This window comes from Stenotrophomonas sp. STEN147, assembly GCF_056757995.1.
The window spans coordinates 161,929-177,223 of sequence record NZ_JBRRCG010000007.1 but is presented as its reverse complement, the minus strand read 5'-3'; the positions used below and the strand labels follow the sequence as shown (position 1 = coordinate 177,223).

The following is a 15,295-nucleotide window of genomic DNA, read 5'->3' as shown; positions in this document are numbered from 1 at the left end:
GGGTTGGGGGGTCTCCCCAAACCCCCCTCCTGGGGGGCGGGCCCCCCCCACCCCCCCCCCCCCCCCCCCCCCCCCCCCCCCCACCCCGCCTTCGACAGTTTCCTGCGATCTGTCGGAACCTGCTGCTGATGGTGGGTGCCAACCGTTGGTCGGCACGGCAGGCATCAGGAATGTCTGAAGGATCGGCTTCTGATTTTGATCTTGATTTTTCTGATCTTTCCCGGGGTGGCGCGGGAAACCGTCCGTGGCCGGGAGGGTGGGTTGGCTGGGGGCGTGAGCGCCATGGATGGCGCGACCGAGCCTCCATGGACGGATTCACGGCGTCCCCCAGCCAACCCATCCTCCCGGCCAACCCCGAGATCCTGCTCTCAACCACCACGGAGGGGCTCCGCCGTTGGCCGGCCCGGCCGAAGGCCCGCCGTCCGCGCGATACAATGACCTCCATGAACACCCCCCAGGATTCCAGCCTCGGTCGCGAGGTCAGTTACCCGTCGCAGTACGCTCCCGGCCTGCTGTTCCCCATCCCCCGCCGTGCCGCCCGCGCCGAGATCGGCCTCGATGACACCGCACTGCCGTTCGTCGGCCATGATCGCTGGCATGCGTTCGAGCTGAGCTGGCTCGACCCGCGTGGCAAGCCGCAGGTGGCCGTCGCCACCGTGCAGGTGCCCTGCACCTCGCCGTGCCTGATCGAATCGAAGTCGTTCAAGCTGTACCTGAATTCCCTCAACAGCACCCGCATCGACAGTGCCGAGGCACTGCATGCGCGTCTTGTCGACGATCTGTCAGCCTGTGCCGGCGCACCCGTGCAGGTGGCGTTCGGCCTGCCCGAACTGCGCCCGGTACCGCTGGGCGAATCCATCGACGGCCTGGACCTGGAGATCGATTGCTACGGCCCTCCGCAGGCCGATTTCCTTGCTGCCGCTGCGGGTGAAGTGGTGGAGGAGACCCTGGTCTCCGCGCTGCTGAAATCCAACTGCCCGGTTACCGGCCAGCCGGACTGGGCCACGGTCAGCCTGCGCTATCGGGGGCCGAAGATCGACCGGACCGGCCTGCTGCGCTATCTGGTGAGCTACCGCGAGCACGCGGAATTCCACGAGCAGTGCGTGGAGCGGATCTTCAGCGAGGTCTCCGCGCGCTGCCGGCCGCAATGGCTTGAAGTGGAAGCGCGCTACACGCGTCGCGGCGGCCTCGACATCAATCCATGGCGCGCCAGCCCCGGCATTGCTGCCCCGGCCGCGACCTACCGCGAGCTGCGCCAGTAACCGCCGCAGGCGGTTACGGTAGCGCCGGGCCACGCCCGGCGAGCGCAGCGGGCCCACCGATCCCTCGCAGGCGGTTACGGCAACGCCGGGCCACGCCCGGCGAGCGCAGCGGGCCCAGCCACCGCCGCCGGGCATGGCCCGGCGCTACCGGCCGTGCAGCGGGCAGGGGGTGTCCATCTCCCGATTGTTCAGCCACCCCGGGGGGCGGCTTCACATCTGCACCATCCCCATTTAACAACCGCCATGGCACCGTGCGAACCACGTAGTCATGCAGACGGGAGTTGTGGATGAGTACCGAGAAGAAGGCTGATTTCTCCGGCGTCAGCGCCAGCGTCGACAGTACCGCCCAGCAGGCACCGAAGGCGGACTTCTCCGGCGTCAGCGGCTCGGTGGACAGCACCGCCGAGGTGGTCAGCGGCGGCACCTACACCGTGCAGAAGGGGGACTCGCTGTCGAAGATCGCCAAGGCGCATCTTGGCGACGCCAATGCCTGGAAGAAGATCTTCGAAGCCAACCGGGACGTGCTCGATGACCCGGACAAGATTTTCCCTGGCCAGACCCTGAAACTGCCACCGAAGTAAGCCGGCCGCGCCCGCACGCCATCCGACAATCCTTGGAGGAACACCGAATGATCAAGACCACGCCGCTCCAGACCGCCCTGCTGACCGCCCTGTTGGGCAGCGTCGCCTTGGTGGGTTGCAAGAAGAAGGAAGAGTCGACCGACAGCAATGCAGCGCCCGCTGCCACCACCCCGGCCGAAACGGCCCCGGCACCGATGACCGGCGCGCCGCCGCCGATGTCCGAGGCGGCAGTAGCCGTCTCCTCCGTCTCCGTCGGCAAGACGGCGGCAGCGGACAAGTCCGTCGCTCCGGCAGCACTGTTCGCGCCGAAGGACGATGTGATCGTGTCGGTCCGTACCGACGGTGCTGCCAACAACGTCAACGTCGGCGCCAAGCTGACCTTCCAGGACGGTCAGGTCGCCGGCGAGCAGAATGCCACGCTGAACACCAGCGGTGCCGAGACCACCAACATCACCTTCAAGAATGCCAATGGCTGGCCGGCCGGCAAGTACCGTGCCGAAGTCATGGTTGATGGTAAGGCGGCCGGAACGCCGCAGGAGTTCGAGGTCAAGTAAGTCCTGCCGACTCTCTCCCGGCAGGGCTCACGATGGACGCAGCCGCGAGGCTGCGTCTTTTTTTTTGCGTGACACCCCCAGCCGGGTGAATCACTGCGTTGCAGTACCGGCGCGTATGGCGCGGCTTTGCCCCGCGCGGCTGAAAACGCGACAATGCAGGGGTTTCCCCGCCGCGCGCCCACCCTGACGGCGACGGGGGAAAGCGTGGGGCCAGGCCCCACGCGAGACACGGTTGCACGTGGTCCGGCGCTGCCGCCGGGCTTTCCCTGAGCACTGCTACAGAGTCCAAGTCCCCCATGTCCAAGATTCTCTACACGCTGACCGACGAAGCCCCGTTCCTGGCCACCCAGTCGCTGCTGCCGATCGTCGATGCCTACACCGCCACCGCTGGCATCGTGGTGGAAACCCGCGACATCTCGCTGTCCGGGCGCATTCTTTCGCAGTTCCCGGAACTGCTGGGCGAGGAGCAGAAGGTCAGTGACGACCTGGCCGAGCTGGGCCAGCTGGCGACCACGCCGGACGCCAACATCATCAAGCTGCCCAACATCTCCGCCTCGGTGCCGCAGCTGAAGGCGGCCATCAAGGAGCTGCAGGACCAGGGCTATCCGTTGCCGGACTACCCGGAAACGCCGGCCGACGACCAGCAGCGCGACTACAAGGCGCGCTACGACAAGGTCAAGGGCAGCGCGGTGAATCCGGTGCTGCGCGAAGGCAACTCCGACCGTCGCGCGCCGCTGTCGGTGAAGAACTATGCCCGCAAGCATCCGCATCGCATGGGCGCCTGGTCCGCCGATTCGAAGTCGCACGTCTCGCACATGGACGCGGGCGACTTCTATGGCAGCGAAAAGTCGGCAACCCTCGCCAACGCCGGCACCCTGAAGATCACCTTCCATGGCAATGACGGCAGCACCGTCGTGCTGAAGGAAAAGACCGCGGTCAAGGCCGGTGAGATCGTTGATGCCGCCGTGATGAGCCGCAAGGCGCTGGCTGCCTTCATCGAAGCGCAGATCGCCGATGCCAAGAGCCAGGGCGTGCTGTTCTCGCTGCACCTGAAGGCGACCATGATGAAGGTCTCCGACCCGATCATGTTCGGCGTGGTCGTGGAAGAGTTCTACGAGGACGTGCTGGCCAAGCACGCCGACGCCATCCGGCAGGCCGGTTTCGATGCCAACAACGGCATCGGAGACCTGGTCGCCCGCCTGCCGTCGCTGCCGGAGGCGACCCGCGCCGCCATCGAAGCCGACCTGAAGGCCGAGTACGCGCAGCGCCCGGGCCTGGCGATGGTCAACTCGGACAAGGGCATCACCAACCTGCACGTGCCGAGCGACGTGATCGTCGACGCCTCGATGCCGGCGATGATCCGCGACTCCGGCAAGATGTGGAATGCCGAAGGCAAGCTGCAGGACACCAAGGCGGTCATCCCGGACCGCTGCTATGCCGGCGTCTACCAGGCCGTCATCGACGACTGCAAGGCACACGGCGCCTTCGACCCGGCCACCATGGGCTCGGTGCCGAACGTCGGCCTGATGGCGCAGAAGGCCGAAGAGTACGGCTCGCACGACAAGACCTTCCAGATCGCCGCCGACGGCGTGGTCAAGGTCACCGATGACGCGGGCAGCGTGGTGTTCGAGCACGCGGTGGAAGCCGGTGACATCTGGCGCATGTGCCAGACCAAGGACGCCCCGATCCAGGACTGGGTCAAGCTGGCGGTCGAGCGCGCGCGCCTGAGCAGCACCCCCGCCGTGTTCTGGCTGGACGCCGCCCGCGCCCATGACGCGCAGGTCATTGCCAAGGTCGAGCAGTACCTGAAGAGCCACGACACCGCCGGCCTGGACATCCGCATCCTGCCGCCGGTGGAAGCCACCGCGTTCTCGCTGGCCCGCATCCGCAAGGGCGAAGACACCATCTCGGTGACCGGCAATGTGCTGCGCGACTACCTGACCGACCTGTTCCCGATCATGGAGCTGGGCACCAGCGCCAAGATGCTGTCGATCGTGCCGCTGATGGCCGGTGGTGGCCTGTTCGAAACCGGTGCCGGCGGCTCGGCCCCCAAGCATGTGCAGCAGTTCGTCGAAGAGGATTACCTGCGTTGGGATTCGCTCGGTGAGTTCCTGGCGCTGGCAGCGTCGCTGGAGCATCTGGGCAACCGCTACGACAATGCAGCAGCCCGTGTGCTGGCCAAGGCGCTGGACGAAGCCAACGGCCAGTTCCTGGACAACGACAAGTCGCCTTCGCGCAAGCTCGGTGGCATCGACAACCGTGGCAGCCACTTCTACATCGCGCTGTACTGGGCGCAGGCCCTGGCCGCGCAGGACGAGGATGCCGCACTGAAGGCACGCTTCGCCCCGCTGGCCAAGGCCCTGACCGACAACGAGCAGAAGATCGTCGAAGAGCTGATCGCAGTGCAGGGCAAGGCCGTGGACATCGGCGGCTACTACCGCCCGGACGTGGAAAAGGCCAGCAAGGCGATGCGCCCGAGCGCGACCTTCAACGCCGCGCTGGAGCAGCTGCGCGGTTGATCCATCGCCGTTCGGTCGTGACCCCGGAACCCGCGCTTCGGCGCGGGTTTCTTTTTGGGCTCTGGGGTCAGATCCCGTTTTGCCATGCAAAAGGGATCTGATCCCAAGCGATGAAACCGTGACTTCGGTCAGCTGTCGGAATGTCGTCAATACGGCATGAAACTTGCCCGCGATGGCCGTCGCAGAACCGATGCGTGCGCATTCGCGGGCACTGTCAATCTGAGCGGTCGATCACGACGGATGCCGCGGGCGATGACCTAGCCTTGGCGACGCGAGATCGCCGGGGAGGCGGTCGCACGGGGAACACGGATGGCACGCGTGCTGGTAGTGGGAACCGATATCCAGGGAGAGCAGGCCCTGCTCAGGCGCCTGCGCATCGCTTCGGCCCTGCCTGACGGCCAGATCCGCCGCAGCCAGGATCTGGACGACTGTGATCTGCTGGTCATCCGCGATACGCCCGCATTGCGCAACGCGGCCCTGCGCATGCGCCAGCAGCGGCCCCGCCTGCAGTGCTGGATCGAAGACCCCGGTGGCCAGCTGCGCGATGGCGATGGCCAGCAGCGTGTGCTCGATGACGGCGCCATCGGCCGCGCACTGCGTGGCATGCAGCGCCCACCGGAACCCGTAATTCCACACGCGCCTGCGCCGATCCGCCTGGCCGATGGTGCACACGCGATCACCCGCCTGCTGCGCGAGCGCTTGCCACTACGGCAGGGATACGCGCTGCTGGGCGATGCCGCTGCGCCCCTGCTGCTGCTGGACCTGGAGCAGGACCAGGCCATCGCACTGCACGAGCCCGTCGTGGCATTGGTCGAACGCCTTGCGCGGGGGTTCGAACAGCTCTGGCTCGATGCGCTGACAGCAGCGCAGCTGCAGGCCCAGGCGGCAGATCGCACCCGGCAGCCACTGCGCCCGTTGCTGTGGCAGTGGGCGCAGCGCAGCCCGCACTGGCAGGCCCTGGACGAGCGCCTGCGCGTCGCCTCGGTGAAACTGCTGCGCTGGCCTGACTTCCGCGTACTGGGCCACGATCACGATGGCTTCCGCCTGTGCTCGCTGCTGCTCAAGCGCGCCTGTACGGTGGACGAGTGTGCCGTGCTGCTCGACCTTCCGCAGGCTGCAGTACGCGATTTCGTGCACGCCGCGTATCTGTGTGGCTATGCGCAGCTGCAACCGGCGCCTGCGGCGACGGTGACGGTCATGCGCGGCACGGGCAACGACAGCGGGCTGCTGGCCCGGCTGTGGCGCCACCTGCGCGGGAGCGAACGCAATGCGTGAGCACAAGGTGGTCGTGCTGGGCGGCATGGGCAGCGGCAAGTCGACGCTGGTGCGCAGCATCGCCACGGGCATGGTGGTGGACACCGACGTCGCCAACAGCGATCGGCTTGGCGCCGACAAGGCATCGACCACGGTGGCGCTCGACTACGCCGACATCGATCTGCCCAATGGCGAGCGTCTCCGCCTGTACGGTACACCGGGTCAGCAACGTTTTGATTTCCTGTGGCCGATCCTGCTGCAGGGCGCGCGCGGCGCGGTGCTGCTGCTGGATGGCCGACGTGCCGGCGTGGCTGCCGAACTGGACGGCTACCTGCAGGTGCTGCGGCCGTTCGGACCGGCGCTGGCACTGGTGGTGGCGGTGACCCATCTGGACCAGGCACCGGCGGCCGCGATGGAACACTGGGCAGCACATGCGCAGATCGACGGCCAACCGCTGCCGCTGCTGCCACTGGATGCGCGCGACCGCGAACAGGGGCTGTTGCTGATGGATGTGCTGATGAGCGAGATCGAAGCGTACGCGCTGGTGACCGCGCATGGCTGACGGACAGGCCGCGCTGCTGCCCGATGCACGCCAGCGCGAACGTCTGCAGCCGTTGCTGCAGGATCTGCAGCAACGAGTGGAAGGGGTGCGCACCGTGGTGCTGGCCAGTGTCGATGGCTTCGCCCTGGTCAGTGCCGGTGCCGAAGGGCGTGGTGAACGCCTGGCCGCGATGACCAGCGCAATGCTGGCGCTGGCGGCAGCGGTAGGGCGCGAGCTGGTTCTGGGAGACCTGCAGACGCTGATGCTGGAAGCCGCGGGCGGCAAGGTGCTGATGCTGGCCATCCACGGTGAAGGGCGTGTGCCGCTTCTGCTGATGGCAGCCTGCGACCAGCGCAGCGTGATCGGCCAGGTGCTGTGGCAGAGCAGGGAATGTGGCCAGGCGATCCTGGCCGAACTCGGCGGACCGTGAGCCCGGCCGCAGGGGAACGAGGGGCTCGAACCTACACCGACAAGGGGTGCAACGTGTCTGGATTGAATGAATCGTTGAATGCACTGATGGGTATCGATGGCGCGCAGGCCGTGGCGCTGGTCGACTATGAAAGCGGCATGCTGCTGGGCGAAGCCGGTGCGGGGATGGACATGGAAGTGGCGGCAGCCGGCAACACCGAAGTGATCCGCGCGAAGATGAAAACCGCAGCGTCGCTCAACCTCAACGACAGCATCGAGGACATCCTGATCTCGCTGGGCAAGGCGTACCACATCATGCGCCCGGTGGCCAGGAAGAAGGGCCTGTTCTTCTACATCGTGCTGGACCGTAGCAAATCCAATCTGGCATTGGCCCGGCGCAAGGTGCAGGAAGTGGAAGCCGAGCTGGCCATCTGAGCCGATGCCTGTTGGAGCCGGGCATGGCCCGGCTCTACCCATTCCACCCCACGCCGGCGTATGGTTGAGCCATCTTCTCCGGTGAGCCCTGCATGTCCACGCCTGACATCGCTGCCGAACTGGCGCCGCGCATCGCAGGCGCCATCCGCGATGGATTCGAGCAGTACCATGCCCGCTTCGCGGCGATCACCGCCCGCGCGCGGCAGCGCTTCGAGCAGCGCGACTGGAACGGTGCCCGCCAGGACGCCGTCGAGCGCATCGCCCTGTACGATCTGTGCATCGCCGAGCAGATGGATGCACTGCGCAGGCTTGCCGGCGAGGCGATCGGCGAGCGCTCCCTGTGGCTGCAGGTGCACGGCGCCTACAGCGCCCTGCTGCAGGGGCTGATCGACGCCGAGCTGTACAAGACCTTCTACAACACGCTGTCGCGGCGGCTGTTCGCCACCCGTGGCGTGGACCCGGCGGTGGAGTTCATCGCCTTCGATGTCGAGCCGTCCGATGCGATCACCCATCCGGTCGCACGGCACACCTATGCGGTCTCGCCGACGCGCCCGGTGGAGGCGCTGCAGCGGGTGCTGGCTGACTATCGCTTCGATGTTCCCTATGCGCACCAGTTGCGCTGCGCCGCCGCCATCGCCGTACGGCTGCAGGATGATCTTGCGCACTGGGGCGATACGCCGGTACGCAGCATCGAACTGCTGGATACCGTGTTCTACCGCGAGCGTCGCGCCTATCTGGTAGGGCGCGTCTTCGGCGAGCATCGCTTCTCGCCCTGCGTGATCGCGCTGGTCAACGACGAACAGGGCCTGCGTGCCGATGCAGTGCTGACCCGTCGCCGCGATGTCGCCCACCTGTTCGGCGTGTCGCGCAGCTATTTCCAGGCCGACCTGGCCACCGTCGGCGACGCCGTGGTGTTCCTGCGCAGCCTGCTGCCGGGCAAGCCGATCGACGAAATCTACACCGTGCTGGGCCGTGCCAAGCAGGGCAAGACCGAGCGCTACCGCACCTTCTTCCGCCATTTCAATGAACATCCACACGAGCGCCTGGTCCACGCCGAAGGCACCCCCGGCATGGTGATGGCCGTGTTCACCCTGCCCAGCTATCCGCTGGTGTTCAAACTCATCCGCGATCGTTTCGCCTGGCCGAAGGCGATGTCACGGCAGCAGGTGGAAGAGAAGTACGCGCTGGTGTTCAACCTGGACCGTGTCGGCCGCCTGCTGGACGCGCAACCCTATCGGCACCTGCGCTTCCCGCGCGACCGCTTTGCGCCGGCGCTGCTTGACGAACTGCTGGGCCAGTGCGCGCAGAGCATCCGCGTCGATGGCGACGAAGTGGAAGTGGCGCTGTGCTACGTGCAGCGCCGTTTCCGCCCGTTGAACCTGTACCTGCGCGAGCAGGGCGCAGAGCCGGTGCGCGCTGCGGTACTCGACTACGCGCAGGCGATCACCGACATGGCGCGCAACAACATTTTCCCGGGTGACATGCTGCCGAAGAATTTCGGTGTTTCACGTCACGGCCGCGCGGTGTTCTACGATTACGACGAACTGTGCCTGGTCAGCGACTGTGTGTTCCGTGCCTGGCCGCAGCCAAGCTCGCCGGAAGAGGCAATGGCCGACGAGCCCTGGTTCCATGTTGGCCCGCGCGATGTGTTCCCCGAACGCTTCGGCCCCTTCATGGGATTGCCCGCCGGCGAACTGGCGGCCGTGCGTGAGCACTATCGGCACCTGTTCGATCCCGGCTGGTGGCAGGCCCTGCAGGCCCGCTTCGCCAGTGGCGACTATCCGGACACGCCGCCCTATGCCGCCAGCCACCGGCTGGCGTAGCCCCGCGCGCCTGCGCTTCAGTCTGCGTGGGGGTAGACGATCACCCGGTTGCGCCCCTGTTCCTTGGCCAGGTACAGGGCCTTGTCGGCCAGGCGCAGGGCCTGCTCGGCATCGGCATGGAAGCTGGGGAAATGGGCCACGCCCAGCGACACCGTGATCGTGCCGACCGGTGCGAAGGGGTGATCGGCGATGTGCTGGCGCAGTCGCTCGGCGGCCTGGCGCGCAGGCTCGGTACCGATACCCGGCAACAGCAGCAGGAACTCCTCGCCGCCAGCGCGGCACAACAGATCGCTCTCGCGCGAGTGGCGGCGCATCTGCTCGGCGATATGGACGATGACGGCATCACCGACGTCATGCCCATGGCCGTCGTTGATCGATTTGAAGCGATCGATGTCCAGCGCCAGGATCGCGAAGGGAATGCCCTGCGCCTGCAGCGCATCGAGTGCATGCTGCAGCCCGCGACGATTCAACAGACCGGTCATCGGATCGGTGCGGCTGGCGCGGTTGAGCGTGCCGATCCGGTCCTGCAGCGCGTTGAAACTGTGCAGCACCGCATGCTTGAGCTGGGCAACCTCGAAGTACCAGGCGCGTATGCCGTTGACATGGCTGATCGCGTTGCCGGTGTCCTCGCCGGCCTGCACGTTGCGCGCCAGCTGCCACAGCGGCAGCGAAATGCGCCGGGCGAACCACCAGGTGACCACCAGTGACAACACACCCAGCGGGATCGCGTTCCAGATCACCGCCGACATCAGCCGCGACAGTGGCTGCAGGGTGGCTTCGGTGGGCCGCTGGGCGACGATGCCCCAGCCGGTGACAGCGACCGGGGCATAGCCGGCCAGCATCGATACACCGCGGTTGTTGCGCACCTGCTGTGCTCCCCGCTCGCCGTGGATCACCGCCGTCACCGCCGGATTGCCGACCACATAGTCGCCCACCCGCTCGCCTTCGACGTGGTACAGCAGGCGACCATGGCGGTCGACCACATACAGATACGAGCCGTCGCGGTAGTAATGCGTACCCAGCAGCGTATGCAGCGCGCTGCGCTGGCGCAGGTACAGGGTGCCGCTGACATAGCCGCGGTACCGGCCCTGGCCGTCGAAGATCGGATGCGACAGTGAGACCAGCAGCTTGCCGGTGGCCGACTGGTAAGGATCGCTGATCATCGGCTGACGGGAGGCCAGTGCCGCATTGTTGCCCGCGCTGTGCAGGATCTCGCCCTGCAGCTGCAGCGTCTGGGGCGAGGTGGCGATCACCAGGCCATCGGCATCCACGACCAGCGAGGAGTTGAAGCTGCTCGACTGCAGCTGCAGGCGGCTGGCTTCGCCCTGCGCCTGGCGCGGGTCCATGTCGGCCTCGCCCAGGCGGGTCGCGCTGTAGGCCAGCTGCTGCTGGGCGGACAGCAGGAAGTTCTGGGTCGTCTCGGCCAGCTTGCTGGCATAGACGCGGTTGGCCTCCAGCGTGTTGCCGACCAGCTGGTCGCGTTGCACGCGGTAGCTGGCCAGCAGCGTATTGGCCAGGGCGATGATGGCGCTGAGCAGGGCCAGGGCCAGGATCAGCTTGCCCAGGTTGAGGCGGGGCGAAATCAGGCGCATGCGGAGCAGGATGGGACGGGGGGACCGCAATGCGGCCAGGCGCAGGCGGAATGCAGGCAGCATTATCGCCAGAAACGGCGTCGGCGCGGGTGAAGCCCGGCGCGACCGGCGGCCTCAGCGCTGCAGGCGGCGCAGCAGGGTCTGGCGCACGTGCGCGGCCGCCGCTGCGTCGAGCGTTCCCAGCACACCCTGCGCCTGCGTCGGGATGTGTGCGGTCGCCGCCTCGCTGTCGGCGAACACATAGTGGTCGAACATCGCGCGCCACTGCGTGCGCTGCGCCGCGGGCAATCCGCGCAGGGCCAGGATCGACAGCATCAGGGCATTCATCGGCGAGTCCATCCAGGCCGGCACCGGCCGCCACCAGGTGTTGACCAGCACATTGAATGTTTCCAGACCTTCCATGTGGTGCCACCACAGTGAAGGGATGAAGACCGCATCGCCCGGTTCAAGCTCGGCCACCAGCGCCTGCTGCAGCGCCTGCGGGAAGCGTGGAAAGCGATCAAGGTCCGGTGCGTGGAAATCGACCAGGCTGATCGCCTGCCCTGCGGGAGTGAAATCGAGCGGGCCGATGTACAGGTTGTCGATCTGATCCGGCGGGAACAGCGTCACCCGGCGGCGCCCGGCCGCCACGCATGCCAGGTTGTCCGGTACGTCCTGATGGGCGGCAATGCGCGAGCGGTTGCCGATCCAGATGCTGCTGAGCGGTTCGTCCACACCCAGCTGCAGCGGATTGGCCAGGGTGAAGCCGGGCAGAAAGCTGTCCAGCGTCGTCGATGCCACGTAGATCGATGGCGGCGCCGGATCGGCGGCGTATTTCAGCAGCGTGGCCAGCACCACTTTCAACGGTACCTGCTCGCGGCGGAAGTTGAAGCCGCTCATGTCCGCGTTGTAGAACAGCCGGCCGCCGGCGTCGGGTGCTGCCGTGGTCGCGGTCACCGGCATCTGCCCGTGGTCGAACGCGGCCAGGTGCGCAACCGCCTCCGCAGGCGAGCGGCGCGCGGCCGCGACCAGGGGCCAGTGCGCGACCAGCCCGCGGATCACCTTCGGCGTGGTCCAGGTGTGCAGCCGGGCCGGCAGCTCATCCGGGTCCAGGTCCCGCACTTCATCGATGGGTCGGGGGTGGGGCAGCATGCGTGGACATCCTGGGCGTGATGGAGGGCCGGGCCCGTGCCCGGCGGCCTTGGGTCCGCGCATCATGCACCGGGGGGGGGGGGGCGGGCCTTCCCCCGGCCCCACGAGGCCTCCGGCGCCGGTCAGAACTTGTAGCGGACGCCGAACATGTAGCGCGGACCGGTCTGGGTGGCATAACGCAGCATGTTGGTGTGCCGCGAATAGGTGCGCATGGTCTCGTCGGTCAGGTTGATTGCTTCCAGGCTCAGCGTCAGCTGTTCGCTGACCGCGTAGCTGATGTTGAGATCGAGCTGACCGTACGCGGCAGTGTAGTTCGGGTTCGGGCCCTGCCCACCGATGCCGTTGAGGAACTTGTCGCGCCAGTTGTAGGCCGCGCGGATCTGCCAGGCGTTCTTGTCGTAGAACGCGACCACATTGGCCGAATCGCTCAGGCCGATCATCGGGTACTGGTCGCCCAGGCTGAGGTTGTTGAACGTCAGCCCCGACTTCACCTTGGTGTAGTTCGCGGCCACGCCGAAGCCGGACTGGCCGAACAGGTGCTGCACCGCCACTTCCCAGCCGTCCAGGTGATCCGAGTGCTGGTTGGCCGGTACCGTGATATCGAAACCGGCCACCGGGTCGTTGGGCTGGCCGACGATGGTGCCGGTCATCTGCCCTGCCGAATTGCGCCCGGTATAGGTCACGCCAGGATCCCCGGCATGGTTGGTGAAGATGTAGTCGCGGATGCAGGGCATGTCGGTGGTGCCGCAGCCCGATGCCAGTGCCTCGTTCCAGTACGCGCCACCGACCGGCGTATGCAGGGTGCCGGCGTTCTCGCGCACGATGGTATCGCTGATGAAGTTCTTGATGTTCTTGCGGAAGAAGCCCACGGAGGCATAGCTGGCCTCGCCGTAGTACCACTCCAGCGACAGATCGAAGTTGTCCGAGATCAGCGGCTCCAGACCCGGATTGCCGCGGGTGCCGGTGCCGCCCTGGGTGCGCACGATGTCGGCCAGCGATTGACCACTCTGGATCTGCGTCCAGCTCGGCCGGCCCAGGGTGCGGCTGTAGCTGCCGCGCAGCGCCAGCGTCTCGGCCAGGTCCAGTTTCAGATCAACGTTCGGCAGCACGTAGTCATACTTGCCCTTGCCACCGACGAAGCCGCGATCGGCGGCGTAGTCGATGTTGAACTCGTTGGCCGAACTCCAGCTGATGCCGGTCGGCACGCGCACCAGCGCATTCGACTCCACCTCGGTCTGCTCGTAGCGCGCGCCGACGGCCACGTGCAGCGGCATCGACCAATCCAACGTGGTGCGGTACTGCAGGTAGGCACTCTTGGACTTCTCGGTGGTGCGGATGTCCTCGGAGTATTCCGTCGGTGCGTAGTAGCAGCTCGGGCAGGCCGGATCGGAATCGGTGCCGACCTGGGCCGCGCGGCCGATCAGGCGGTCGAAGTCGAACACCAGGAACTGGCCGGTCAGGCGCGGATCGTTGTGGCCGGAGAATGCCTTGAAGTACTTGCCCATGTTGTCGGCGTACCAGATGTCATCGGCGTAGTCGGCCGGAGAGCCCAGACCGCCCCAGCTGTTGCGCTGCATGATGGCCGAGGCAGAGCGGTTCTCCACCTGGGTGTGGCCCACGCCGAAGTCCAGCGCCGAATAGTCGGCGAAGCGGAACGTGCCGCGGCCCTGGTACTGCTGCACCTTGGACTTGTTGTAGCTGTTCTGGAACACCGAGCCGGTGACCAGTGCGTCGGAGGCCTGCACGCCGCCCGGCGGCAGTGCGATGTTGATGATCGGCAGGTCGCCGCTGTAGTCGACGGTGGTGGTGCCACGCACGAAGGCGGCCACGCCGAGCACGCCCGCCGAGCCATAGGGACTGTCCGGTCGCGATTCCGACTCGGCGCTGTGCACATCGAAGGACAGGTCCAGCGCGTCGTTCACTTCCCAGTCGACGTTGAAGCCCAGCGAGTGCATGTCGGTCTTGGTGGCCAGTTTGGCGCCGCCCATCGACACATCCGAATTGGTCATGTCCTCGCTGTAGATGATCGGCGCGGACACCGGGCCGTTGGTCCAGATGCTGTCGCCCGGACCATAGTTGAACCAGACCGATAGTTCGCTGCGCTGCTGCTGCACCTTGTTCTCGACATAGGTGTAGTCCAGCGTGGTGGTGACATTGTCGGCCGGCTTCCACTGGAACGTCGCCTGCGCGTTGGTGCGCTGCCGCTGCACGCCGTTGACGTTGTAGGCGGTGTTCTGCGGACGTGCGTAGACGTCGTCGGGGCCGGGGCGGTTGGTGATGCGGTCGGAATACCCCTGGCCCGGCAGCGGCAGTGCCCGCCAGTCCGCGCTCTCGTTGCCCTTGAACGTGGCCCAGCCCTCGGCCACGGTGGCCTGGTTGAAGCCGGAATCACGTTCCTGGTGGCTGGCGCTGAACGTCACGCCGAAGCGATCGTCGGCGTAGCGCTGGCTGAAGATGCCCGAGAGCTCGCCGGTGACGTTGGAGCCGCGCAGGGTCCGTGGCAGGTTGTCGTTGGACGAATCGTTGACCGCCTTCAGACCAAGGCTGATCACCGGTTCGGACTCCAGCGGCCGCAGTGTCTTGATGTTGATGGTGGCACCGATGCCACCGGCAGGATTGTCGGCGCGGCTGGTCTTGTATACCTCCACCGCAGAGATCGACTCGGAAGCGAGGTTGGCGAAGTCGAACGAGCGCGAGCCGGACAGGCCGCCGCCGCCGTTGCCCAGATTCGACGCCGGCATCTGCCGCCCGTTCAGCAGCACCAGGTTGTAGTCCGGACCAATGCCGCGCACGGTCACCTTGGACCCTTCGCCGCTGGAGGTGCGGTCGATGGAAACGCCGCTGATGCGCTGCAACGATTCGGCCAGGTTGGTGTCCGGGAACTTGCCGATGTCCTCGGCGACGATGCCGTCAACCACGCCCTGGCTGTCGCGCTTGAGGTTCATCGATGAGGTCAGGCTGCCGCGGATACCGGTGACCTGCACCGCATCGAGCGTGGTCGGATCGGCCGGTTCGCTGGCGGCGGGTGCGTCCTGTGCCCATGCCGGGGCGGCCAGCGCAGCCAGCAGCGCGGAAGTGAGCATCGTCTTGCGAGGTACTGCCTTGTACGTCTTCATGGAAGCTCCCTCCCCAGGGAAGTCGGTAATGGCGATCCTGCTTCGTTCAATCACGGACTACTGCATGTGGCCCGGATTG

The 15,295-nt window shown here is 66.6% G+C and carries 12 protein-coding genes; 9 read left to right on the top strand and 3 right to left on the bottom strand.

What is annotated here, in order from left to right; all coding sequences use genetic code 11:
- Positions 1-443: 443 nt before the first annotated feature.
- From queF to aceK, 9 genes are all read left to right on the top strand, one after another.
- Positions 444-1,262, top strand: coding sequence for an NADPH-dependent 7-cyano-7-deazaguanine reductase QueF (queF, locus tag ACVOKU_RS09855; RefSeq protein WP_481559796.1), 819 nt, complete (start codon positions 444-446; stop codon positions 1,260-1,262).
- 287 nt (positions 1,263-1,549) lie between these two features.
- Complete coding sequence (locus ACVOKU_RS09850) at positions 1,550-1,843, top strand: LysM peptidoglycan-binding domain-containing protein (RefSeq protein WP_053515622.1); 294 nt, start codon at positions 1,550-1,552, stop codon at positions 1,841-1,843.
- A gap of 47 nt (positions 1,844-1,890) precedes the next feature.
- Positions 1,891-2,397 carry a hypothetical protein gene (locus ACVOKU_RS09845; RefSeq protein WP_481559795.1) on the top strand — a complete coding sequence of 169 codons (507 nt, stop codon included), beginning with the start codon at positions 1,891-1,893 and terminating at the stop codon, positions 2,395-2,397.
- A gap of 296 nt (positions 2,398-2,693) precedes the next feature.
- Positions 2,694-4,916 carry an NADP-dependent isocitrate dehydrogenase gene (locus tag ACVOKU_RS09840; RefSeq protein ID WP_481559794.1) on the top strand — a complete coding sequence of 741 codons (2,223 nt, stop codon included), beginning with the start codon at positions 2,694-2,696 and terminating at the stop codon, positions 4,914-4,916.
- A gap of 309 nt (positions 4,917-5,225) precedes the next feature.
- Positions 5,226-6,191: a hypothetical protein gene (locus ACVOKU_RS09835; protein WP_481559793.1), complete on the top strand. Its 966-nt coding sequence runs from the start codon at positions 5,226-5,228 to the stop codon at positions 6,189-6,191.
- Complete coding sequence (locus ACVOKU_RS09830; protein ID WP_481559792.1) at positions 6,184-6,732, top strand: GTP-binding protein; 549 nt, start codon at positions 6,184-6,186, stop codon at positions 6,730-6,732. Before ACVOKU_RS09835 ends, ACVOKU_RS09830 begins: the two co-directional genes overlap by 8 nt.
- On the top strand, positions 6,725-7,141 hold the full coding sequence (locus ACVOKU_RS09825; RefSeq protein ID WP_128987687.1) for a roadblock/LC7 domain-containing protein: 417 nt from the start codon (positions 6,725-6,727) through the stop codon (positions 7,139-7,141). Before ACVOKU_RS09830 ends, ACVOKU_RS09825 begins: the two co-directional genes overlap by 8 nt.
- Positions 7,142-7,194: 53 nt before the next feature.
- The gene (locus ACVOKU_RS09820) at positions 7,195-7,554 is read left to right on the top strand and encodes a hypothetical protein (RefSeq protein ID WP_053515634.1); all 360 of its coding nucleotides are present in this window, start codon (positions 7,195-7,197) and stop codon (positions 7,552-7,554) included.
- A gap of 92 nt (positions 7,555-7,646) precedes the next feature.
- A complete protein-coding gene (gene aceK / locus ACVOKU_RS09815) occupies positions 7,647-9,377 on the top strand; it encodes a bifunctional isocitrate dehydrogenase kinase/phosphatase (RefSeq protein ID WP_053515635.1) in 1,731 nt (576 codons plus the stop codon).
- A gap of 17 nt (positions 9,378-9,394) precedes the next feature.
- On the opposite strand, the gene ACVOKU_RS09810 is transcribed toward aceK, so the two are convergent.
- The 3 genes from ACVOKU_RS09810 to ACVOKU_RS09800 form a co-directional block, all read right to left on the bottom strand.
- Positions 9,395-10,969 carry a sensor domain-containing diguanylate cyclase gene (locus ACVOKU_RS09810; RefSeq protein WP_074900002.1) on the bottom strand — a complete coding sequence of 525 codons (1,575 nt, stop codon included), beginning with the start codon at positions 10,967-10,969 and terminating at the stop codon, positions 9,395-9,397.
- Between the two features lie 114 nt (positions 10,970-11,083).
- Complete coding sequence (locus tag ACVOKU_RS09805) at positions 11,084-12,100, bottom strand: cupin-like domain-containing protein (RefSeq protein WP_481559791.1); 1,017 nt, start codon at positions 12,098-12,100, stop codon at positions 11,084-11,086.
- A gap of 122 nt (positions 12,101-12,222) precedes the next feature.
- On the bottom strand, positions 12,223-15,216 hold the full coding sequence (locus ACVOKU_RS09800; RefSeq protein WP_481559790.1) for a TonB-dependent receptor: 2,994 nt from the start codon (positions 15,214-15,216) through the stop codon (positions 12,223-12,225).
- Positions 15,217-15,295 lie beyond the last annotated feature (79 nt).

Coding starts and splice junctions, on each gene's coding strand:
- ACVOKU_RS09810 (WP_074900002.1), bottom strand. CDS start 10,969: ATGCGCCTGATTTCGCCCCGCCTCAACCTGGGCAAGCTGATCCTGGCC.
- queF (WP_481559796.1), top strand. CDS start 444: ATGAACACCCCCCAGGATTCCAGCCTCGGTCGCGAGGTCAGTTACCCG.
- ACVOKU_RS09830 (WP_481559792.1), top strand. CDS start 6,184: ATGCGTGAGCACAAGGTGGTCGTGCTGGGCGGCATGGGCAGCGGCAAG.
- ACVOKU_RS09850 (WP_053515622.1), top strand. CDS start 1,550: ATGAGTACCGAGAAGAAGGCTGATTTCTCCGGCGTCAGCGCCAGCGTC.
- ACVOKU_RS09835 (WP_481559793.1), top strand. CDS start 5,226: ATGGCACGCGTGCTGGTAGTGGGAACCGATATCCAGGGAGAGCAGGCC.
- aceK (WP_053515635.1), top strand. CDS start 7,647: ATGTCCACGCCTGACATCGCTGCCGAACTGGCGCCGCGCATCGCAGGC.
- ACVOKU_RS09805 (WP_481559791.1), bottom strand. CDS start 12,100: ATGCTGCCCCACCCCCGACCCATCGATGAAGTGCGGGACCTGGACCCG.
- ACVOKU_RS09825 (WP_128987687.1), top strand. CDS start 6,725: ATGGCTGACGGACAGGCCGCGCTGCTGCCCGATGCACGCCAGCGCGAA.
- ACVOKU_RS09845 (WP_481559795.1), top strand. CDS start 1,891: ATGATCAAGACCACGCCGCTCCAGACCGCCCTGCTGACCGCCCTGTTG.
- ACVOKU_RS09800 (WP_481559790.1), bottom strand. CDS start 15,216: ATGAAGACGTACAAGGCAGTACCTCGCAAGACGATGCTCACTTCCGCG.
- ACVOKU_RS09840 (WP_481559794.1), top strand. CDS start 2,694: ATGTCCAAGATTCTCTACACGCTGACCGACGAAGCCCCGTTCCTGGCC.